This window comes from Streptomyces sp. AM25 (genome assembly GCF_058146165.1).
On sequence record NZ_JBKIWN010000013.1, the window covers coordinates 123,959 to 143,121 of the forward strand.

The following is a 19,163-nucleotide window of genomic DNA, read 5'->3' on the forward strand; positions in this document are numbered from 1 at the left end:
TCCCCGTTCCGGGCCGGAACGGGGAGGCCGTGAGGGCGGTCAGTTCCGGCGGCAGGGTGGCCGCCACCGCAGCGGAGCCGCCGGCCGTTCAGCCGGGGTGCGGCGCATACCGGCCCGGCGTCCCGGTGGGCGACACGCGGTACATGACGGTGCCGTGGCCGGGAACAGCGGCGCTGACGGCCCCGGCACTCTCGGTGGTGCGGTGCTCCCACAGGTCCCGCAGGGCGTACCCGCGCGCGGGGCCCAGCCCGATGTCGCGGGCGGTGGTGGAGATCACGGCGGGTGCGGTGTTCTCGTTGAACAGCGTCACCGCCACGCTTCCGTCGGCGAGCGGCTTGGCCAGCACGTCCAGGCCGTTCTTCATGCTCACCGGCCGGCCCTGCCTGCCGAGGCGGTCCTGGTCGACGGCGATGACCTCCTTGTTGCCGTAGACGGCCAGGGTGTCGGCCCGTGCCGAGCGCAGGTCGGCGCCGGAGATCAGCGGGGCGGCCATCTCGGCCCAGAGCGAGAACTCGGTGCGGTCCTCGGCCGGCGTCATGCCGTTGCCGACCTCCAGCATGTCGGGGTCGTTCCAGGCTCCCGGCCCGGCCGCGTCGGCGAGCTTCACGTTCTCGTGGAAGATGGACAGCATCCGCCCGTACGAAGCGTCGATGTCACCGGTGGTGCGCCAGAGGTTGCCGACGGGACGGGCCCAGCTCGCCACGGACTCCTCGCCCCAGTTGCAGAGGCTGTAGACGATGGGACGACGGGTCCTGGCGAGGGCATCACCCATGGCCTGGTAGCGCTTCCGGGACGGGATGCCGAGGTTGTGGCAGTTGTCGTACTTGAGGTAGTCGACTCCCCAGGCGGCGAAGGAATCGGCGTCCCGCTGCTCATGACCGAGGCTGCCGGGGTAACGGGCGCAGGTCAGCGTGCCGGCGCTCTCGTAGATGCCGAGCTTGAGGCCCTTGCCGTGCACGTAGCGGGCCACGCCCGCGATGCCGTGCGGGAACTTGACCGGGTCCGGGACGAGTCGGCCGTCGGCGCCGCGGGCGCCCGCCATCCAGCAGTCGTCGATATTGACGTACGTGTACCCGGCGTCCCGCAGCCCGCTGCTGACGATCTTGTCGGCGGTCTGCTCGACGAGCTTCTCGCTGACGTTGCAGCCGAAGGCGTTCCAGTCGTTCCAGCCCATGGGCGGGGTCCGGGCCAGGCCGTTGTCGAGGGCGGTGGCCGGGGCGGCGGCGAGGGGCAGCGCCGTCAGGGGTGCCGCCGCCAGCGCGGCGGCGATCAGGGCAGCCCACGTTCTTCGCATCGGTTCTCCTGTGGTCCGGTGGTCCGGGAACGGATCTGATGCCTTGCGTCGAGCGCGGGGGGATCGAACCAAAACCAACACAACCAGTCAAGGGGCAACAGAAGATAACCGAAAGCAACGGAGCCCTTGAGCCCCTCCGTCAGCCTTTCCGTCCCGCCGCGGCGACACCGACGCCAAGCCCGATCATCGTGAGCCCGCCCATGCCGCCGACCAGGGCGAGGCGCCGGGGCGAACGGGCGAACCAGTCCCGTGCGCTCGACGCCGCCAGTCCCCACACACTGTCCGACACCACACCGATACCGGTGAACACCAGGCCCAGCAGCAGCATTTGGGCTGCAGCATGCCCTCGGTCGCGATCGACGAACTGCGGCAGCATCGCCGTGAAGTACACGATCGTCTTCGGGTTGGCCACGCCGACCACGAACCCCTCCCAGACCGAGCGCTGATCCCCTCGCGGGGACCCGCTGCCCGTGAACACGGCCTGCAGCAAGCGGCGTTGCCGCCACGCCTGTACGCCGAGGCACACCAGATATGCGGCGCCGGCGAGCTTTACCGCGGTGAACACGAGGACGGAGCGCTCCACGACGGCACCGACCCCGAACGCCACGGCCACGATGAGCACTTGAGCACCGAGCGTGCTTCCTGCGGCGGACGCCAGGGCGGCACGGCGCCCCTGCGCCAGCGCCCGTCCGATGACGAAGAGCACGCTCGGTCCGGGGATCACGATGACCAGGAACGACACGGCCACGAAGGTGAGAATGCGGGCGCCGGGCACCATGGGAGCCATGAAAGCACGGCCGGCGGTCGCCCCTGAAATCCGCAGCCGATGACGACATGGAAAACAACTCAGGTGCAATTATGCGCACTCCCCCGCTTGGCAACTCCGCCGAGCGGACCGATGCTAAGCGCACCGCCGAGGCCGGAAGGACTGATCCGCATGGGGATCTACGGCCAGGACTGGGCCAGTTACCAGTCGTCGAACCCGGACACGAGAGGCCTGTCGTTCGCGTTCGTCAAAGTGAGCGAGGGCCTGTCGTACATCAACCCCAAGTGGGTGTCCCAGCGCGACCACGCCAAGGCACACGGCCTGGTCTGGGGCGCCTACCACTACCCCCACATGGCCAACAGCCCCACCGAAGAGGCCGACTTCTTCCTCGCCCAGGTCGCCTGGCAGCCGGGGGACGTCGTCATCCTCGACTGGGAGGGCTACGACGACGCCAACAGCGGCGTCTCCAAGGCCCGCCAGGTCGCCTACCGGGACGCCTGGCTGAGCCACGTCAAAGGACGGATGTCCGATCACGCGGTCGGCATGTACTGCAATCTCGACTATTGGCTGAACGTCGACACCACCTGGAACTGCGGCGACTTCCTCTGGATCGCCACCGCCGGGCGCCCCGCGGGCAGCCCGGGCATACGCGCACCCTGGCTCTTCCACCAGTACAGCGACGACGGCGTCGACCGCGACTACTGCCATCTCGGCAGCACCGCAGCCCTCCGGGACTGGTCGCTGTCCTTCCGGCAGCCCGCACCCCCCACACCTCACTACGCGAAGGACGACATGCTCGCCTATCTGCCTCCGATTCCCGCGAACACGACCGTCGACATACCGGTCGAACCCGCCGGAACCCTGGCCTCCCCCCAAGGCGGCACCAACAACGGCCCGTTGTGGCTCTGCCTGGCCCCGCAGGGCGCCGACGGCCAGGTGGTCACCACCCTCCACCACGAGAGAGGCGACTGGGACGCCCCCGCCGCGCCCGTCACCCTGACGCTCACCGGAAGCAAGCTCGTCCTGGAACTCCCGGCCGGCGCGGGCGTGGACAAGGTCCGGATCCGCTCCACGGCCCCGCTGCTCGGCTACATCACCGGGCGTCAGGTCGCCTGACCCACCGGAGAGCACGCGCGTTCCGCCCCCGGCGCCGTCGCCGCGAACATGCCCTCTAGGGTTCGGGCATGAACGCACAGAGCTACCTCTCCGAACTGTTCTCGCTCGACGGCCGGGTCGCCGTGGTGACGGGCGGCAGCTCCGGCATCGGCCGTGCCATCGCCGGGGCGCTCGCGCGCGCGGGGGCGAGCGTGGTGATCGTGGCGCGCAAGGAGCCGGAGCTCGTCGCCACGGTCGGGGAGTTGACGGCGGACGGCTGCCGGGCGGCCTGGGTGAGCGCCGACCTGGGCACCCGCGACGGGGTGCGCGCGGCGGCGGAGCAGGCGGCCGGGGTGTTCGGCGAGCCCGACATCCTCGTCAACAGCGCCGGCATCAACCTGCGGCCGCCGATGGGCGAGCTGGGCGAGGAGGTGTGGGACACCACGATGGCGGTGAACCTGGAGGCACCGTTCCTGCTGGGCCGGCGCTTCGGGCCCGGCATGGCCGAGCGGGGCTTCGGACGGATCATCCACATCACCTCCCAGCAGGCGCACCGGGCGTTCGTCCAGAGCGGCGCCTACGGGGTGTCCAAGGGCGCGCTGGAGTCGCTGGCCCGCTCCCAGGCCGAGGCGTGGTCGCCGCATGGCGTCACCTGCAACACGCTGGTGCCCGGCTTCGTCATGACCCCGCTCAACGAGCGGCTGTCGTCCGACCCGGAGAAGGTGGCGGCGCTGGCCGCACGCACGCTGGTCGGGCGCAACGGTCTGGCCGAGGACTTCGCGGGAGCGGCCGTGTTCCTGGCCAGCCGCGCGTCCGCCTACGTCACCGGCCAGTCGGTCTTCGTGGACGGCGGATTCTCCGTGCACTGAGCGGCGCCAGCCTGGGGCACCGGTGGCACCACATGGCGCCACCATGCACCATCAGGCACCATTCCACGTCCTCAACAGAGCGCATGGCGCCGCAGCGACTCAGGCCGTCCCCACCCATGGCGCCACCGAGCTTGCGCATGGCGCCACCGTGGTGCCATCATGTTCGTCATGGACCTCACGCCCTATGTCGACACCCTGCGCCGCGAGCTGGCGGTGGCCGCCGAAGCCGGCGGGGACGATGCCCGCGAGCTGGCCGAGCGGCTGACCGCTCCGCTGGAGTCGGCGACCCGCCTGACCATGCTCAACGTGCTCTCCGCCGCGATGGACGAGATCACCCGCGAACTCGCCCCCGGCTCGGTCGACGTACGGCTGCGCGGACTGGACCCCGACTTCGTCGTCACACCGCCGCCCGCCGACACCGGCCCCGTGGAGGCGGCCGCCGCCCCCGCACCCGCACCGGCCGTGGACAGCGAGGAGGGCGGCACCGCCCGCGTCAATCTGCGCCTGCCGGCCCACCTCAAGTCCCGTGTCGAAGAAGCGGCGAACCGCGAGGGCCTGTCGGTCAACGCCTGGCTGGTACGCACCGTGTCGGCCGCCACCGAAGGCGGCACGCAGCCGCGTGCGACGCAGCCGGCCCGCACCTTCGGACAGAGCTTCACGGGCTGGGTGCGCTAGCCGCTCCCCCGCCCGCACCACGCCACCCACACCACGCCCCCACCAGCGGGGACGAGCATGAGACCCAAGAGGACGGGACCGCCATGCCTTCTTACGCCACCCCCGAACCGATCTCCGTCACCGCCCACATCACCGCAGGCTCCATCCAGTTCACCGCCGGCGAGCGCACCGACACCGTCGTCGAGGTGCGGCCCCGCGACCCGAAGCAGGACCGCGACGTGCGCACGGCCGACCAGACCACCGTCACCTGCACCGGCGGCACCCTGACCATCACCACGCCCAAGCAGCGCTATCTCGTCGGCCGCACCGGCACCGTCGACGTGACGGTCGAACTGCCCACCGGCTCGCGCATCGACACCACCGGTGCCTGGGCCCAGGTCCTGGGCGAGGGCCGTCTCGGCGAGGTCCGGATCAAGACCTCCTCCGGCGACGTCCGCCTCGACGAGACCGGGCCGCTGCAGCTGACCGCCTCGCACGGCTCGATCAACGTCGACCGCGTCGAGGGAACGGCCGAGATCACCACCAGCTCCGGCAGCATGCGCGTCGGCACCGTCGACGGATCCGCCGTCCTGAAGAACTCGCACGGCACCACCACCGTCGGCACCGCGACCGGCGAGCTGCGGGTCAGCGGCGCCAACGGTGACATCGACATCGCGTGCGCCGAGGGCCCGGTCACCGCCACCACCGCCCACGGCACGCTCCGCGTCGCCGAAGTCGCCCGCGGCACCGTCCAGCTGGAGACCTCCTACGGCGCCATCGACATCGGCATCCGCGAAGGCACCGCCGCCTGGCTCGACGCCAAAGCCGACAACGGGCAGGTACGCAACGCCCTCACCGCCTCCGACACCCCGGAGCAGACGGAGGAAACCGTCCAGGTCCGCGCCCGCACCCGCTACGGCAACATCGACATCCGCCGCGCCAAGCACTGAGCACCGCCCCCCAGCCACTCCACCCCTCGAACGGGAGGACCCCATGCGCACTTCTGTCATGCCCACACCAAATCAGGGTGGCGGTCCGCAGCCGCCCGCCGCCGTCTCCGCCCTCGGTATGCGCAAGTCGTACGGCGACAAGACCGTCCTCGACGGCATCGATCTCCGCATCCCGGCCGGCTCGGTCTTCGCACTGCTCGGACCCAACGGCGCCGGCAAGACCACCACCGTGCAGATCCTGTCCACCCTCATCGCCGCCGACGGCGGGCAGGCCCAGGTGGCGGGCCACGACATCGCCACGTCCCCGGACGGGGTGCGCGCCGCGATCGGCGTCACCGGGCAGTTCGCCGCACCCGACGACCTGCTCACCGCCGAGGAGAACCTGCTCCTCATGGCCGACCTGCTGCGCCTGGGCAAGCGCGAAGGGCGGTCCCGTGCAAGGGAGTTGCTCCGGCGGTTCGACATCGCGGACGTCGCGCAGAAGCGGGCCGCGACCTTTTCCGGCGGCATGCGGCGCCGGCTCGACATCGCCATGACGCTGGTCGGCGACCCCCAGGTGATCTTCCTGGACGAGCCGACGACCGGGCTCGACCCGCGCAGCCGCCGCACCATGTGGGACACGGTGCGCTCGCTGGTCGCGGGCGGCACCACCGTCTTCCTCACGACCCAATACCTGGAGGAGGCCGATCAGTTGGCCGACCGGATCGCCGTGCTCGACGGCGGCCGGATCGTCGCCGAGGGCACGGCCGACGAGCTCAAGGCACAGATCCCCGGCAGCCACGTGCGGCTGCGGTTCACCGACTCCGCCGAGTACGCGCTCGCGGCGGCCGCCTTCCCCGGCGCGACCCGGGACGACGAGAACCTCGCCCTGCGCGTGGCGGGCGACGGCGGCCTCGACGCGCTGCGCGCCCTGCTCGACCGGCTCGACGCCGCCGGCATCCGGGCCGCCGACTTCTCCGTGCACACTCCCGACCTCGACGACGTGTTCCTCGCCCTGACCGGGCACGGCACCCCGCTCCACGTCAAGGAGACCCAGCGATGAGCACCCTCACCTACGCCGTGCACGACTCGATGACGATGCTGCGGCGCAACCTCAAGCACGCGATCCGCTACCCCTCGGTGGGGCTCGGCAGCGCCATGATGCCGATCCTGATGCTGCTCCTGTTCGCGTACGCCTTCGGCGGCTCGATCGGCGCCGGGCTCCCGGGAGGCGGCGGCCGGGACGCGTACGTGAACTACCTGACGCCCGGCATCCTCATCATGGGCGTGGCCGCCGGCTCGATGTCGACCTCGATCGCGGTCTGCTCCGACATGACCGAGGGCATCATCAACCGCTTCCGCACCATGAACATCACACGTTCGTCGTTCATGACGGGGCACGTCGTCGGCAGCGTCATCCAGACGATGGTGTGCATGGTCCCGGTCGTGGGCGTCGCACTCGCCGTCGGCTTCCGCTCCGGGGCGACCCCGCTGGAGTGGCTCGCCGCGGCAGGCCTCCTCGCGGCGATCTCCTTCGCGGTGACCTGGCTGTCGGCGGCGCTCGGCCTGATCTCCAAGACCGTCGAATCCGCGAGCAACAAGCCGATGCTGATCCAGTTCCTGCCGTTCCTCGGCTCCGCGGTCGTACCGGCCGGCTCGATGTCCCCGGGCCTGCGCTGGTTCGCCGAGTACCAGCCCTTCACCCCGATGACGGAGACGCTGCGCGGCCTCCTCACCGGCTCGGGGATCGGCAACAACGGCTGGATCTCACTCGCCTGGTGCGCCGGCATCGCGCTGGCCGGCTACGTCTGGTCGCGCTCGCTGTTCAACAGCACCACCAAGCGGTGAGGTTCGCCCTTGCACACGGCGGCGCCCCGGTTCCCCTGCGGAGCCGGGGCGTTGACACGGAGCCGACCGTCACCGGCGCCTACCATCGGGCCCATGACGACCGATCCAGCCGCCTCGTTGGCCGTCGCCCAGCGCTCGCTGGGCGACCCCGGCCTCCGCTACCCCTTATGGCCTCCGCTGACCAGCGGCTGTCCGAAGACCGGCACGGACGAGGTCGCGTACCCGGTCGAGGTGGACTATGCATACGACCGCGTGCCTGCCGGTCTCTTCGACAGACGGCCCCCTCGTACCGGCCTCGACCACTGGGCCCCGCTCCTCCCGCCTCTCGCCGCCCCCGGCCTCGGCGAGGGCGGCACACCCCTGGTGGCGCTCGAACCCGGGGTCTTCGTCAAGGACGAGGCCCGCAATCCCACTTGGAGCCACAAGGACCGCCTCAACCGGTGCACGGTCAGCGCCGCCGTCGCTTCCGGCGCACCCGGTGTCGTCGTCGCGTCGTCCGGCAACCACGGCGCCTCCGCCGCGGCGTTCGCGGCGCGTGCCGGGCTGCGCTGCGTCGTCCTCACCGCCCCCGACCTGCCGCCGGCGATGGACGCCTTCCTGCGCGCGTACGGCGCCGTCGTGCTGCCCGTGCCGGTGGAGGCACGCTGGCCGCTCACCCGGCGGATCGCCGAGCACTTCGGGCTGCAGCCCGTCAGCAATCTGACCTGTACCCATACCGGTCATGCCTTTGGGCCCGAGGGGTACAAGACGATCGCGTACGAGATCCACGCCGATCTCGGCGTCCCCGCCGCCGTCTTCGTCCCGACCGGCTACGGCGAGCTGCTCTTCGGGATCGGCAAGGGGTTCGCCGAGCTGCACCGCCTGGGGGTGACCGACCGGGTCCCCCGGCTGATCGCCTGCGAACCCGCCGCAGGCGGCCCGCTGGCCGCCGCCCTGCGCGAGGGCCGGCCGGCAGCGCACGTGGATGTCGGCGCCACGGACGCGTACGGCATCGACTGCCCGGTGAACAGCTACCGCGGCGTACTCGCGGTCCGTGACAGCGGAGGCCGTGCGGTGCTGCTCACGGACGGGCAACTGCGCGCCGCCCGAGCCGAGCTGGCCCGCGCCGGTCTGTGGGCGGAGCTCTCGGCGGCGGCCGGTCTGGCGGGGCTGCGGGCCTGCGCCGACGAGGACTTCGACGGCCCCGTGGTCTGCGTGTCCACGTCCAGCGGGTTCAAGGACCGGGGCGTCGGCCGGCACCGCAGCAAGCCGATGACACCTGAGTGGGCCGCTGTACGGGCCCGGCTGCGGGCAGCCGGGATCGGTGAGTGAACGGCCCGACGCATTTCCCGGAGAACAGCACTGAAGTCCGAACTGCCGAGCTCTCAGCGGATCTCGCGCAGTATCCAGGTTGTTACGCTCGTCGCGTGAACGCGATCAAGGACAGAGGTCTGCACCCGGAAAGAGTCGTCGATGTCGTGGGCGCAGGGGCCGTCGGTATTCTCGCAACGACCCAACTCATCACACTCGCAGCCAACTTGAGCCGCGATCATAAGTTACGTATCCGGCTCGACGCCGGGATCCTGCCATGACGCCCCCGGCGGGCGGCGCACTCGGCCGGACGCTCACGATCGTGCTCACCCTGGCCTGCGCGATCACCTCGTCCAACATCTACATCAACCAGCCTGTCCTGACCGACATGGCGAGCTCCTTCGGGGTCTCCGAGGGCGCGATGGGCTCGGTCCCGACGGCCACGCAGTTCGGCTACGCGCTCGGCATCCTGCTGCTCGTCCCGCTCGGCGACACCCGCGACCGCCGCAAGCTGATCCTGTCCCTGGGAGCCGCGACGACGGTGGCGCTGGCCGCCGCTGCGCTCGCCCCCGACCTCGCCGTCCTCACCGTCGTCAGCTTCCTGCTGGGCGCCATCACCCCGATTCCGCAGATCGTCGTCCCGCTCGCCGTGGCACTCACCGGCGCTCAGGCCAAGGGCCGGGTCGTCGGCGTCCTCCAGGGCGGCCTGCTGGTCGGCCTGCTCGCCTCCCGCGCCTACGCCGGGGCGCTGGCCGACCTCGTGGGCTGGCGCTGGGTGTACGGCTGCTCGGTCGCGCTGATGGTGATGCTCCTGGTCCTGCTGTTCTTCACACTGCCCAAGGGCATCACCGGCACTGCCGCGATGCCGTACGGCGATCTGCTCAGGAGCCTGCCGAAGCTGTTCCGCGGCAGCCCGCTCGTGCGCCGCGTGTGTACGTCCGGAGCACTGGTCGGCGTCTCCTTCGGCGCCTTCTGGACGACGCTCGCCTTCGTCCTGCAGGACTCCTACGGCTACGGGCCGGGCATCGCCGGGCTGTTCGGCCTGGTCGCCGCGGCGAGCGCGCTCGGGTCGCCGCGGGCCGGCCGGCTGGCCGACCGCAAGGGGGGCCGCTACACCCAGACGGTGCTGCTGGTCGTCTCGCTGGCCGGCTGGGCGGCGCTCGCGGGCGGCAAGGAGTGGCTGGTCCTGATGGTGCTGGGCGTCGTCCTGCTGGACGTCGGGGTATGGGGCAACCAGGTCGTCAACCAGGCCATGCTCTTCAAGCTCGACGCAGGGCAGCACAGCAGGCTCAACACCCTCTACTTCACGACCCGTTTCCTGGGGATCGCGACGGGCTCCCTCGCCGGTTCCCAGATCTGGAACGCGGGAGGGTGGTACGGCGTCGCCGTCCTCGGGGTGGGAGCACTGCTGCTGGCCGCGCCGATCCTGTGCACCACCCGTGACGCGCAACCGGTGGGCGACGCCCCGGCCGTCACCGCCGGCGAAGAGGCCGCCGCCTCCAAAGCGGGCTGACGAAAGGGCAGTGCCCCGGTCCCTCCGGACCGGGGCACTGCCCTTCGGCAGAAACCGCAGACTACTGCGCAGCAGCAGCCTTCGGCGGCTCCGGCGTGGCGTGCGGGGTGCACGTCACGTCCTTGCCGTCCGTCTTGCCGGTGAGCAGGTAGGCGTCGACGCGGTCGTTGATGCAGGGGTTGACCAGGCCCGTCACGCCGTGCGAACCCGCGCCCTGCTCCGTGATCAGCTCCGAGCCGCGGAAGCGCTTGTGGAGCTCGACCGCGCCGGCGTACGGCGTGGCGGCGTCACGGGTGGACTGGACGATGAGGGTCTTGGGCAGGCCCTTGTGGGTCGCGACCTCGACCGGGTTCTGCTGCGGCGCCTTCCACGTGGCGCAGGGCAGGTTCATCCAGGCGTTGGACCAGGTCATGAACGGGGCCTTGCGGTTGACGCGGGTGTTGTCCCGGTCCCACCTGGCCCAGCTGGTGGGCCACTTGGCGTCGGCGCACTCGACGGCCGTGTAGACGGCGTTGCTGTTCTCGGAGGCGATGTTGCCCGCGGTGTTGGCCAGGTCCGGGCCGGCCGCCTCGACGAGGGCCTTCTCGTCGCCCGCGCGGTACTTCTGCCAGTTCTGGGCGACCGGGACCCACGAGGAGTCGTAGTACGCCGCGCTCTGGAAGTAGTTGATCAGCTCGGCCGGGCCGACGACCCCGCCGATGGGGTTCTTCTTGGCGGTGGCCCGCAGCTTCAGCCACTGCTGCTGGACCTTCTCCGCCGTGTCGCCGATGTGGAAGACGGAGTCGTGCTTGGCGACCCAGGTCTCCCAGTCCTTGAAGCGGCCCTCGAAGGCGACGTCCTGCTCCAGGTTGGCCTGGTACCAGATGTTGTCCTGCGCCGGGTTGACGACGCTGTCGACTATGAGGCGGCGGACGTGCGACGGGAAGAGGGTGCCGTAGACGGCGCCGATGTACGTGCCGTAGGAGACGCCCAGGTAGTTGAGCTTCTTCTCGCCGAGGGCGGCCCGGATGACGTCGATGTCGCGGACGGTGTTCGGCGTGGTGAGGTACGGCAGGAGGTCGCCGCTGCGCTCCTGGCAGCCGTCGGCATACTCCTTGGCGAGCTTGCGCTGCGCGCGCTTGTCGGCCTCGCTGCCCGGCACCGGGTCGGCCTTGGGGGCCTTGACCCACTCCTGCGGGTCGACGCAGGAGATGGGGGCGGAGTGGCCCACACCGCGCGGGTCGAAGCCGACGAAGTCGTAGGCCTTGGCGGTCTTGGCCCACACGGCGCTCTTGCCGGTGATGCGGAGCGGGAACTTCATGCCGGAGCCGCCGGGGCCGCCCGGGTTGTAGACGAGGGAGCCCTGGTGCTCGCTCGCGGTGCCGGTGGCGCGCGCCCGGTCCACCGCGATCTTGATGGTGCGGCCGTCGGGCCTGGCGTAGTCGACGGGCACGGTGACGAAACCGCACTCGACGGGCTTCGCCAGGCCCCAGGAGGCAGGGCAGTCCTGCCACTTGATGCCGGCCTTGGCCGCGCGCTCGGCGGCGATCCGCGCGCCGCGGGCCTCTGCGGCCCCGCCCGGCACCCGGCTGTCGGCGCTGGCCGCGGGCGCAGCCAGGAAACCGGCGACGAGGGCGCCGGTCATCACGGTGCCGGCCGCACCGAATATCGCTTGACGTCTCATGTGGTACTCCCCCTGCTGGAAACACCGCCCGGTCGGCTGCGGCGTTGATCACGAAGGTCAGGGGGATCCTTTCGCTTCCCCTGCCACAAACGACAGGGCGTACGAGCGTTCTTTACTAATCCGTAAAGATGACGTCACAAGAGATGCCTCATAAGGCATCTCTCGCCTCCAACTCCTCAAATCGCCTGTAGCACTCGATTGATGTCCGAGAGCAGTGAATCCAGGAGTTTTCGCAGGGCCAGTGCGTCGGGTGCCACCGCGCTGACGACCGCCGCCGGTCCGGCGAGCGGGGTGAGCACCGCCGTCGCCCCCAGCGCCCGGGGCTCGACCGGGCGGCGCTCGAAGGCCGGGTCGACGACGAGGAGTTGTCCCACGGCCCGGTGCCCGCCCAATACCGCGCCACCGTCCCAACCCGGCACGCCGGGCCCGTAGGCCAGCTCCTGGTCGAAGAGCGGCCGCCCGGTGCGGCGCACCGTCAGCCGCGAGACGAGCCGGCCCGGCGGCTCGCCCGTGCGGCCGAGGACCTGCTCCTCGCGCAGCACCAGGCGGGCGCCGGAGGCGAGTTCGACCCGGGTGGCCGTCCGCAGGTCGCTGCCGCACGCGGAGATCAGCGGCTCGGGGAGCCAGTGCAGGACGGCGCCGTCGCCGACCCGGAGGGAGGTGTCGTACGTGGCCGGGGCGCCGGTGCGGCCCGGCAGGGCGATCGTCGCGGCCGTCGTGGCGAAGCGCAGCGCGGCCCCGTCCTCGACCTCCGCGGTCAGCGTCAGCCGGTCCCCGCCGAGCGGGGCGCTCATGGCACCGACGAGCGCCACCCGCGCCTCGGGCCCGCGGACGCCCGTGCGCCGCAGGGCGAACGGGCCCTGCCCGGCGAGCACGGGCAGGGCGGTGCCGCCGCGCCCGTCCGGCGCGGCGACGATCCGGGCCGCGGCCACCACGCCCGCGGTGAGAGTCGCGGTCACGCGGCCGTCCATGCGGCGAGCTTCTCGCGGACCCAGTCCCGTACCGGCCCGACGCCGTCCTCCGCGGTGAGCGCGGTGAACGCGACGGGCAGAGCACCCCGTTGGGCCTTGGCATCGCGGGCCATGACCTCCAGGTCCGAGCCGACGTACGGGGCGAGGTCGGTCTTGTTGATCACGAGCAGGTCGGCGGTGGTGACGCCGGGACCGCCCTTGCGGGGGATGTCGTCGCCCCCGGCGACGTCGATGACGAAGATCTGCGCGTCGACGAGCCCCTTGGAGAAGGTGGCGGTCAGGTTGTCTCCGCCGGACTCGACCAGGACCAGGTCCAGCGGGCCGACCGCGTCCTCCAACTCCTCGACCGCCTCCAGGTTGGCGGAGATGTCGTCGCGGATGGCGGTGTGCGGGCAGGCGCCGGTCTCGACCGCGGTGATCCGCTCGGGCGGCAGCACGGCCTCGCGCAGCAGGAACTCGGCGTCCTCGCGCGTGTAGATGTCGTTGGTGACGACGGCTATGGACAACTCCTCACGCAGGGCCCGGCACAGCGCGGCGACGGTCGCGGTCTTGCCGGAGCCGACGGGCCCGCCGAGCCCGATCCGCAGAGCGCGGCGCGTGCCGTCGGGGCGCAGCGGGGTCGCTGCGCTGTAGGTGTGACGGTGCGGGTAGGTGCCGTCCGAGTGGTCGAGATGCACGTTTCCTCCGAGGGGCTGTGAAGCGAGGGGTGTCTACGAGGCGAAGAGCCGTACGGGCCAGCCCGCGTGCTGCTCCGCCGTGATGTCGAGCAACGGGGCCGAGCCCGCGGGGAGGACGTCGATGCCCTCGTACCCGGCGCGAACGGCGGCCTCGGCGGCACGGGTTGCGACCTCGTCGAGCTCGGGCGCGAGGCGGGCCAGGACGGCGGTCGCCTCGAAGGGGTCGAGGCCGAGCAGCCGCACGGCTGCCGTGGCGGGCCCGGTCACGGATTCGTACCCGGCGGCGTACGCCGCGTCGGACGGCCCGAGCCCGGCTGCGCGGGCGGCTGCGCCGAGCACGACGGGCTGGTGGACGCCGCGCGGCCGGGCCGCTGCGAGGACGTCCAGCTCGTCGCAGGGCCAGGCGGCACGGGCGGCCCGCATCATCTGACGCCCCAGCCGGCGGGCTGCTGCGCGCAGGGCGGCCGAGGGGGTGCGGGCGTCGGCTGCTTCGTCGAGGGCCAGCGGGTCGCCTCCGGCGGCGGCTGCAGCGCTGAGGCCTGCGGCAACCAGTCCGGCGGTCCACAGGCGGCCGCGGCAGAACGATTCCAGTGACGGCGCGTCCGTCAACCGGCCCGCCTTGATGGCGGCTTCGGCTCCGCCGGAGTGGGCGTGGCCGCCGGCGGGGAAGCGGCCGTCGGCGAGGACGAGTAGTGCAGCGCGGGCCCGTTGTGGCTGATCGCGCAGTTCCCCGCGCCCCTTACGGGGCGCGATACCTGAGGTCTCCATCAGAACAGGAAGTACCGTTGTGCCATCGGCAGTTCCGCCGCCGGCTGCGGATCCACCGGATCACCGTCGATCGTGACCGTGAACGTGTCCGGATCCACCTCCACCCGCGGTCGCGCATCGTTGTTGCGCATGTCCGCCTTGGTCACGCCCCGCGTGCTGCGGATCGGCACGAACCGTTTCCCCAGTCCCAGCCGTTCGGGCAGGCCGTCGTCCAGGGCCCACTGGGTGACGAAGTTCAGGGAGTTGGCGGACGGGGCCCGGCCCATGGCCCCGAACATCGGGCGGGGCAGGATCGGCTGGGGCGTCGGGATGGAGGCGTTCGCGTCGCCCATCTGCGCGTACGCGATCTGGCCGCCCTTGATGACCAGCTGCGGCCGGACGCCGAAGAACGCCGGTTCCCACAGCACCAGGTCGGCGAGCTTGCCCGCCTCCACGGAGCCGATTTCGTGGTCAAGGCCCTGGGCCACCGCCGGGTTGATGGTGTATTTGGCGACATAGCGCCGTGCACGCAGATTGTCCGCCCGCCCGTCCCCCGGCAGCGCCCCGCGCCTCCGCTTCATCACGTGGGCGGTCTGCCAGGTGCGCAGCACGACCTCGCCGATGCGGCCCATGGCCTGGGAGTCGGAGGAGATGATCGAGATGGCGCCGAGGTCGTGCAGCACGTCCTCGGCCGCGATCGTGCCGGGCCGGATGCGGGACTCGGCGAAGGCGAGGTCCTCCGGGACGGCGGGGTTGAGGTGGTGGCAGACCATCAGCATGTCGAGGTGTTCCTCGACGGTGTTGACGGTGTGCGGCCGGGTGGGGTTGGTGGAGCTGGGGAGGACGTTCGCCTCGGAGACGACCGTGATGATGTCGGGCGCGTGCCCGCCGCCCGCACCCTCGGTGTGGTACGCGTGGATGGAGCGGCCCGCGATGGCGGCGAGGGTGTCGCCGACGAAGCCCGCCTCGTTGAGCGTGTCGGTGTGGATGGCGAGCTGGGCGCCGCTCTCCTCGCACACGTGCAGGCAGGCGTCGATGGCGGCCGGGGTCGCCCCCCAGTCCTCGTGGATCTTGAATCCGACGGCCCCGCCGCGCAGTTGGGCGCGCATCGCGTCGTAGGAGACGGTGTTGCCCTTGCCGAGCAGGCCGATGTTGACGGGGTAGGCCTCCAGCGCGTCGAACATCCGGGCCAGATGCCAGGAGCCGGGGGTGACGGTGGTGGCCTTGCTGCCCTCGGCCGGGCCGGTGCCGCCGCCGACGAGGGTGGTGATGCCGGAGGCGAGCGCCTCCTCGGCGGCCTGCGGGCAGATGAAGTGGACGTGGGCGTCGATGGCTCCGGCCGTCAGGATCCTGCCGTTACCGGCGATGACCTCGGTCTCGGGGCCGATGACGAGGTCGGGGTGGACGCCGTCCATGGTGTCGGGGTTGCCGGCCTTGCCGATGCCGGTGATGCGCCCGTCGCGGATGCCGACGTCGGCCTTGACGATGCCCCAGTGGTCGAGGACGACGGCGCCCGTGACGACGGTGTCGGGGGCGCCCTCGGCGCGGGTGGTGCGGGACTGGCCCATGGACTCGCGGACGACCTTGCCGCCGCCGAAGACCGTCTCGTCCCCGGCGTGGCCGGGGCCGCCGGAGCGGTCCTCCTCGATCTCGACGAACAGGTCGGTGTCGGCGAGCCGGATGCGGTCGCCGGCGGTGGGCCCGTAGAGCGCGGCGTAGGCGGCGCGCGGGAGTTCCGGCAGGGCGGGTTCAGACATCGAGCGGGCCCCCGCACTCGCCGCGCAGGCCGGGGACGATCCGCTTGCCGCCGACGGGGACGAGGGCGACCTCGACAGGGATGCCGGGCTCGAAGCGCACGGCCGTGCCGGCGGCGATGTCCAGCCGCTTGCCGCGGGCGGCGGCCCGGTCGAACTCCAGGCCCGGGTTGGCCTCGGCGAAGTGGTAGTGGGAGCCGATCTGGACGGGCCTGTCGGCGGCGTTGAGCACGGTCAGCCGGGTGCGGTGCAGGCCCTCGTTGAGCCGTACCGGGGCCTCGGCGTACAGGACTTCTCCGGGTATCACGATGGGTCCCCCCGTCACGCGATGGGCTCGTGGACGGTGACGAGCTTCGTCCCGTCCGGGAAGGTGGCCTCGACCTGGACGTCGGGGATCATCTCGGGTATGCCCTCCATCACCTCGTCACGGGTGACGACCTTGCGCCCGGAGGACATGAGTTCGGCGACCGTGCGCCCGTCGCGGGCGCCTTCGAGGATGTGGGCCGTGATGAGCGCCACTGCTTCGGGGTGGTTGAGGAGCACCCCGCGTGCCCTGCGCCTCTCGGCGACGTCCGCGGCCACGTGGAGGAGCAGTCGTTCCTGCTCGTGCGGGGTCAGTTGCATGTGTCCCACCTCAACACAACGGTGACCTGGGGCCCTTCCCCGGGGAACCCGGAATTGCAGATTAGGGCGCAAGCTTTTCCACCGCGTTAACTGACGCTTTGCCAGGTCGTGGCCATTGCTCCCGGCGGGGAGTCCCGGAGGTCAGCCCCGGGGGCCGCCGCGGCCCGGGTCGCGGTGCTCGGCGGCGATGCCGAAGCGGCCGCGTTCGCCCGCAGCGGACGGCAGCGAGCGCACGGCGGAGACCGTGCTGATCACCTGCTCCTCGGCGGCGGCCCGCCCGGCGTCCTCCGCGAGGCGCTCGCTCTCCTCGAGTCGTTCCAGGTCGGCGGCGGACACCAGGGCGACGAGCGGCTTCCCGTGGCGCGTGACGACCACCCGCTCCCCGCCGTAGACGACGCGGTTGATCAGCTCCGCCAGCTCGGCTCGGGCTTGCGTCACAGGAATCTCGTAGGCCATGGCCCTAGCCTATGCCGCGTCCACCTGGTCCGCCGTGGTCTGTGCCGACATCAAATGCCCAGGTCAGAGGTTCTCGCGTGCTCCCGTGCGCTCTCGTGTGTGAGAGATATGTGAGACGAGGCGAGACGCGGAGCCTTGTGGTCGCACTGCACCTTGGCGGGTCTCCGGTGCGGCGGAACGCCCCGCTCCAACGGCCCCGACTGGGCGGATCTCCGCCAAGCCCTCACATCACTGAGCAGATGGCGGCTGCGGTATCGGGGGCGCCTCAAGCCTTGGGATGCTGGTGCGGGGTCGTCGCCGAGACCAACGGCGTGCCGCTCACCCGGCCCGGCATCGCCCGGCGGCTCGTTCAGCTTGACGTCGGCGGGATGTCCCTCGACAGCTCGGACGCGACCTTCGATGACCGTCTGTGGCCACCCCCGTCCGGTCCGGTCGGCCACCGCGGGGTTCTGGACGGCATCTGCACCCTGGTGAGCGAGCGGGGCTCCGGGCCGGTCAGCGCGCCCGTCCCAGGAGATCACCGACGTCGCCCGCCTCTCCCCCGATGTCGGCGTACTACGTCCCACTGCCCTCAGCTACAAGCTCCTCGTCGAGCAGTGCCACATCCCCGAGGACGTTCCCGCCTCGCCCCTCCTCGAACGAGCACCCGTGCTGACACGTCAGCACGCACATCATGGTGCTTGCACCAGCAACGCCCGAGGCTAGGGAAACCGCTTCAGCACACGGTTGAAGCCTGATACGCGCCCAGTTTGCGAACATGCTGACACAAACTTCTGAATGGGAGCAGAGGCAGTTCCTGCGGGCCCGTGCAGTAGCCCGTCGTGCTGCCGCCGGCCACCCTAGACTGAAGCCGGGAGGTGTGTGGTGACTGTCATGGAGAACCGACCGCAGATGCTGGCCGAGGAGTTCGAGCGCATCGCTGCCGCCGCTGAGCGTGAAGGCGTCCGGATGGAATTCGTCCACGGAAAGCTGGGGGTCAAAGCGGTGCCGGACGGCGACCACGACGAGATCATCCGGTGGCTCATGGAACGCTGCATGCAGCACCGCCCCGAGCTGTGGCTCTACCCCGAACGCGGCCTGAAGATCGAGACCTACCGCAAGGGCCACGCCAAGCCCGACGGGACCCTCACGGCGAAGGGCTCCTTCGCCGGCCAAGGGGAGTGGGCTGACCCCGACCAGGTGCTGATGGTCGTCGAGATCACGTCGTACGACACCGACACTGACAAACGCGACCGGGAGGAGAAGCCCAGCGCGTACGCGCAGACGGGCATCCCGGTGTACCTCCTCATCGACCGGGAGGCCTGCGAAACCCTTGTCTACAGTGAACCGGACGGCCCTGCGTACGCCCAGCTCACCCGACGCCCCTTCGGCAAACCCATCGCACTGCCCGCACCCGTCGGGTTCTCCCTGGACACCGAAGCGTTGAAGGACTGGGTGCGCTGACACGCCGGCTCCCAGCACCCACCCGTCGCGTGAACAGGGCATGACCGCGCAGTCCCCCTCGTTTCCGGCGCCCAATGCCTTCGAGCTGCTGTGCGCGCAGTACGTGGAACGGCTGCCCGCTTCACTGGAGGACCTGGCCGGCCCCGCTCACGGCACGGTTGACCTGCCGCTGCACGTGGTCTGGTCGGGCCGCCGCTCCTACGGCCTGGAGCAGCCTCGCTCTCGGATGAGCCTGTACCGCACCGTCCTGGCCGAAGGACAGCGCCAGGACCTGATCACCTGCCTGAACAGGGATCGGCTCATCGCCCAGTGGCCGGTGCTGCGCACGCTGATCAGCCGCGCGCTCAGGCACGCGTGGGAGTCCGCCTTCGCCGAGCTCAGCACCCCTCCCGCGGCGACAGCCGCGTGAACCTGACAGATCTGCGCCGCCGGCTTCTGGCCGACGTCCTCGCGATCGGCACCCCCTGCCCGCTGGTGATCACCGGCGGGTAGGGGGTGCAGGCCCACGGTCTGGTCGACCGGTTCTCCCAGGACCTGGACGTGGCCACCGAGAACCCGGCTCTACGCTGA

21 protein-coding genes and 1 pseudogene are annotated in these 19,163 nt (G+C 71.2%); 12 read left to right on the forward strand and 10 right to left on the reverse strand.

The annotated features are described in order from the left end of the window. Nucleotides 1-88: 88 nt before the first annotated feature. The gene (locus tag ACLHRZ_RS18835) at nt 89-1,294 is read right to left on the reverse strand and encodes a glycoside hydrolase family 27 protein (protein WP_490419629.1); all 1,206 of its coding nucleotides are present in this window, start codon (nt 1,292-1,294) and stop codon (nt 89-91) included. Between the two features lie 139 nt (nt 1,295-1,433). Then, nucleotides 1,434-2,072: a LysE family translocator gene (locus ACLHRZ_RS18840; protein ID WP_490419630.1), complete on the reverse strand. Its 639-nt coding sequence runs from the start codon at nt 2,070-2,072 to the stop codon at nt 1,434-1,436. Between the two features lie 159 nt (nt 2,073-2,231). Here ACLHRZ_RS18840 and ACLHRZ_RS18845 point away from each other — a divergent pair, with 159 nt between their 5' ends. From ACLHRZ_RS18845 to ACLHRZ_RS18885, 9 genes are all read left to right on the forward strand, one after another. Then, nucleotides 2,232-3,176 carry a glycoside hydrolase family 25 protein gene (locus ACLHRZ_RS18845; RefSeq protein ID WP_490419631.1) on the forward strand — a complete coding sequence of 315 codons (945 nt, stop codon included), beginning with the start codon at nt 2,232-2,234 and terminating at the stop codon, nt 3,174-3,176. Between the two features lie 68 nt (nt 3,177-3,244). Next, nucleotides 3,245-4,024: an SDR family NAD(P)-dependent oxidoreductase gene (locus tag ACLHRZ_RS18850; RefSeq protein WP_490419632.1), complete on the forward strand. Its 780-nt coding sequence runs from the start codon at nt 3,245-3,247 to the stop codon at nt 4,022-4,024. Between the two features lie 168 nt (nt 4,025-4,192). After that, the gene (locus ACLHRZ_RS18855) at nt 4,193-4,699 is read left to right on the forward strand and encodes a hypothetical protein (protein WP_490419633.1); all 507 of its coding nucleotides are present in this window, start codon (nt 4,193-4,195) and stop codon (nt 4,697-4,699) included. Nucleotides 4,700-4,782: 83 nt separating this feature from the next. Then, the gene (locus ACLHRZ_RS18860; RefSeq protein ID WP_490419634.1) at nt 4,783-5,628 is read left to right on the forward strand and encodes a DUF4097 family beta strand repeat-containing protein; all 846 of its coding nucleotides are present in this window, start codon (nt 4,783-4,785) and stop codon (nt 5,626-5,628) included. A 58-nt stretch (nt 5,629-5,686) separates the two neighbouring features. After that, entirely contained in the window at nt 5,687-6,670 is a 984-nt protein-coding gene (locus ACLHRZ_RS18865) for an ATP-binding cassette domain-containing protein (protein WP_490419673.1), read from the forward strand. Continuing rightward, nucleotides 6,667-7,455, forward strand: a complete 789-nt coding sequence (locus ACLHRZ_RS18870) for an ABC transporter permease (RefSeq protein ID WP_490419635.1) — start codon at nt 6,667-6,669, stop codon at nt 7,453-7,455. The genes ACLHRZ_RS18865 and ACLHRZ_RS18870 overlap by 4 nt, the downstream gene beginning before the upstream one ends. A gap of 93 nt (nt 7,456-7,548) precedes the next feature. Next, entirely contained in the window at nt 7,549-8,766 is a 1,218-nt protein-coding gene (locus ACLHRZ_RS18875) for a threonine synthase (RefSeq protein ID WP_490419636.1), read from the forward strand. 95 nt (nt 8,767-8,861) lie between these two features. After that, the gene (locus ACLHRZ_RS18880) at nt 8,862-9,026 is read left to right on the forward strand and encodes a hypothetical protein (RefSeq protein ID WP_490419637.1); all 165 of its coding nucleotides are present in this window, start codon (nt 8,862-8,864) and stop codon (nt 9,024-9,026) included. Beyond that, entirely contained in the window at nt 9,023-10,258 is a 1,236-nt protein-coding gene (locus ACLHRZ_RS18885; protein WP_490419638.1) for an MFS transporter, read from the forward strand. The genes ACLHRZ_RS18880 and ACLHRZ_RS18885 overlap by 4 nt, the downstream gene beginning before the upstream one ends. Before the next feature lie 61 nt (nt 10,259-10,319). Here the strand turns inward: ACLHRZ_RS18885 and ACLHRZ_RS18890 are convergent, their stop codons facing one another. The 8 genes from ACLHRZ_RS18890 to ACLHRZ_RS18925 form a co-directional block, all read right to left on the reverse strand. Then, the gene (locus ACLHRZ_RS18890) at nt 10,320-11,921 is read right to left on the reverse strand and encodes an alpha/beta hydrolase (protein ID WP_490419639.1); all 1,602 of its coding nucleotides are present in this window, start codon (nt 11,919-11,921) and stop codon (nt 10,320-10,322) included. 176 nt (nt 11,922-12,097) lie between these two features. Beyond that, on the reverse strand, nt 12,098-12,892 hold the full coding sequence (locus ACLHRZ_RS18895; RefSeq protein WP_490419640.1) for an urease accessory protein UreD: 795 nt from the start codon (nt 12,890-12,892) through the stop codon (nt 12,098-12,100). Next, on the reverse strand, nt 12,877-13,569 hold the full coding sequence (ureG, locus tag ACLHRZ_RS18900; protein ID WP_490419641.1) for an urease accessory protein UreG: 693 nt from the start codon (nt 13,567-13,569) through the stop codon (nt 12,877-12,879). The genes ACLHRZ_RS18895 and ureG overlap by 16 nt, the downstream gene beginning before the upstream one ends. 33 nt (nt 13,570-13,602) lie before the next feature. After that, nucleotides 13,603-14,337 (reverse strand): urease accessory protein UreF, encoded by a 735-nt coding sequence (locus ACLHRZ_RS18905; protein ID WP_490419642.1) that lies wholly within the window; start codon nt 14,335-14,337, stop codon nt 13,603-13,605. Further along, entirely contained in the window at nt 14,337-16,058 is a 1,722-nt protein-coding gene (locus tag ACLHRZ_RS18910; protein ID WP_490419674.1) for an urease subunit alpha, read from the reverse strand. The genes ACLHRZ_RS18905 and ACLHRZ_RS18910 overlap by 1 nt, the downstream gene beginning before the upstream one ends. 7 nt (nt 16,059-16,065) lie before the next feature. Beyond that, the gene (locus ACLHRZ_RS18915) at nt 16,066-16,377 is read right to left on the reverse strand and encodes an urease subunit beta (RefSeq protein WP_490419643.1); all 312 of its coding nucleotides are present in this window, start codon (nt 16,375-16,377) and stop codon (nt 16,066-16,068) included. A gap of 14 nt (nt 16,378-16,391) precedes the next feature. Further along, complete coding sequence (locus tag ACLHRZ_RS18920; RefSeq protein ID WP_171079226.1) at nt 16,392-16,694, reverse strand: urease subunit gamma; 303 nt, start codon at nt 16,692-16,694, stop codon at nt 16,392-16,394. Between the two features lie 141 nt (nt 16,695-16,835). Continuing rightward, nucleotides 16,836-17,150 carry a type II toxin-antitoxin system Phd/YefM family antitoxin gene (locus ACLHRZ_RS18925; protein WP_490419644.1) on the reverse strand — a complete coding sequence of 105 codons (315 nt, stop codon included), beginning with the start codon at nt 17,148-17,150 and terminating at the stop codon, nt 16,836-16,838. Nucleotides 17,151-18,023: 873 nt separating this feature from the next. Here ACLHRZ_RS18925 and ACLHRZ_RS18930 point away from each other — a divergent pair. From ACLHRZ_RS18930 to ACLHRZ_RS18940, 3 genes and pseudogenes are all read left to right on the forward strand, one after another. Beyond that, entirely contained in the window at nt 18,024-18,593 is a 570-nt protein-coding gene (locus ACLHRZ_RS18930; RefSeq protein ID WP_490419645.1) for a Uma2 family endonuclease, read from the forward strand. A 40-nt stretch (nt 18,594-18,633) separates the two neighbouring features. Then, nucleotides 18,634-19,002 carry a hypothetical protein gene (locus tag ACLHRZ_RS18935; RefSeq protein WP_490419646.1) on the forward strand — a complete coding sequence of 123 codons (369 nt, stop codon included), beginning with the start codon at nt 18,634-18,636 and terminating at the stop codon, nt 19,000-19,002. Continuing rightward, nucleotides 18,999-19,154 (forward strand): annotated as a pseudogene (locus ACLHRZ_RS18940) (nucleotidyl transferase AbiEii/AbiGii toxin family protein); the annotation flags it as partial. The gene ACLHRZ_RS18935 and the pseudogene ACLHRZ_RS18940, both read left to right, overlap by 4 nt. Nucleotides 19,155-19,163 lie beyond the last annotated feature (9 nt).

Excerpts from the sequence above, each read along its gene's own strand:
- ACLHRZ_RS18895 (WP_490419640.1), bottom strand. The coding sequence starts at position 12,892 with ATGGACGGCCGCGTGACCGCGACTCTCACCGCGGGCGTGGTGGCCGCG.
- ACLHRZ_RS18850 (WP_490419632.1), top strand. The coding sequence starts at position 3,245 with ATGAACGCACAGAGCTACCTCTCCGAACTGTTCTCGCTCGACGGCCGG.
- ACLHRZ_RS18860 (WP_490419634.1), top strand. The coding sequence starts at position 4,783 with ATGCCTTCTTACGCCACCCCCGAACCGATCTCCGTCACCGCCCACATC.
- ACLHRZ_RS18920 (WP_171079226.1), bottom strand. The coding sequence starts at position 16,694 with ATGCAACTGACCCCGCACGAGCAGGAACGACTGCTCCTCCACGTGGCC.
- ACLHRZ_RS18925 (WP_490419644.1), bottom strand. The coding sequence starts at position 17,150 with ATGGCCTACGAGATTCCTGTGACGCAAGCCCGAGCCGAGCTGGCGGAG.
- ACLHRZ_RS18935 (WP_490419646.1), top strand. The coding sequence starts at position 18,634 with ATGACCGCGCAGTCCCCCTCGTTTCCGGCGCCCAATGCCTTCGAGCTG.
- ACLHRZ_RS18870 (WP_490419635.1), top strand. The coding sequence starts at position 6,667 with ATGAGCACCCTCACCTACGCCGTGCACGACTCGATGACGATGCTGCGG.
- ACLHRZ_RS18905 (WP_490419642.1), bottom strand. The coding sequence starts at position 14,337 with ATGGAGACCTCAGGTATCGCGCCCCGTAAGGGGCGCGGGGAACTGCGC.
- ACLHRZ_RS18855 (WP_490419633.1), top strand. The coding sequence starts at position 4,193 with ATGGACCTCACGCCCTATGTCGACACCCTGCGCCGCGAGCTGGCGGTG.
- ACLHRZ_RS18840 (WP_490419630.1), bottom strand. The coding sequence starts at position 2,072 with ATGGTGCCCGGCGCCCGCATTCTCACCTTCGTGGCCGTGTCGTTCCTG.
- ACLHRZ_RS18845 (WP_490419631.1), top strand. The coding sequence starts at position 2,232 with ATGGGGATCTACGGCCAGGACTGGGCCAGTTACCAGTCGTCGAACCCG.
- ACLHRZ_RS18930 (WP_490419645.1), top strand. The coding sequence starts at position 18,024 with ATGGAGAACCGACCGCAGATGCTGGCCGAGGAGTTCGAGCGCATCGCT.
- ACLHRZ_RS18835 (WP_490419629.1), bottom strand. The coding sequence starts at position 1,294 with ATGCGAAGAACGTGGGCTGCCCTGATCGCCGCCGCGCTGGCGGCGGCA.
- ACLHRZ_RS18875 (WP_490419636.1), top strand. The coding sequence starts at position 7,549 with ATGACGACCGATCCAGCCGCCTCGTTGGCCGTCGCCCAGCGCTCGCTG.
- ACLHRZ_RS18890 (WP_490419639.1), bottom strand. The coding sequence starts at position 11,921 with ATGAGACGTCAAGCGATATTCGGTGCGGCCGGCACCGTGATGACCGGC.
- ACLHRZ_RS18885 (WP_490419638.1), top strand. The coding sequence starts at position 9,023 with ATGACGCCCCCGGCGGGCGGCGCACTCGGCCGGACGCTCACGATCGTG.
- ACLHRZ_RS18865 (WP_490419673.1), top strand. The coding sequence starts at position 5,687 with ATGCCCACACCAAATCAGGGTGGCGGTCCGCAGCCGCCCGCCGCCGTC.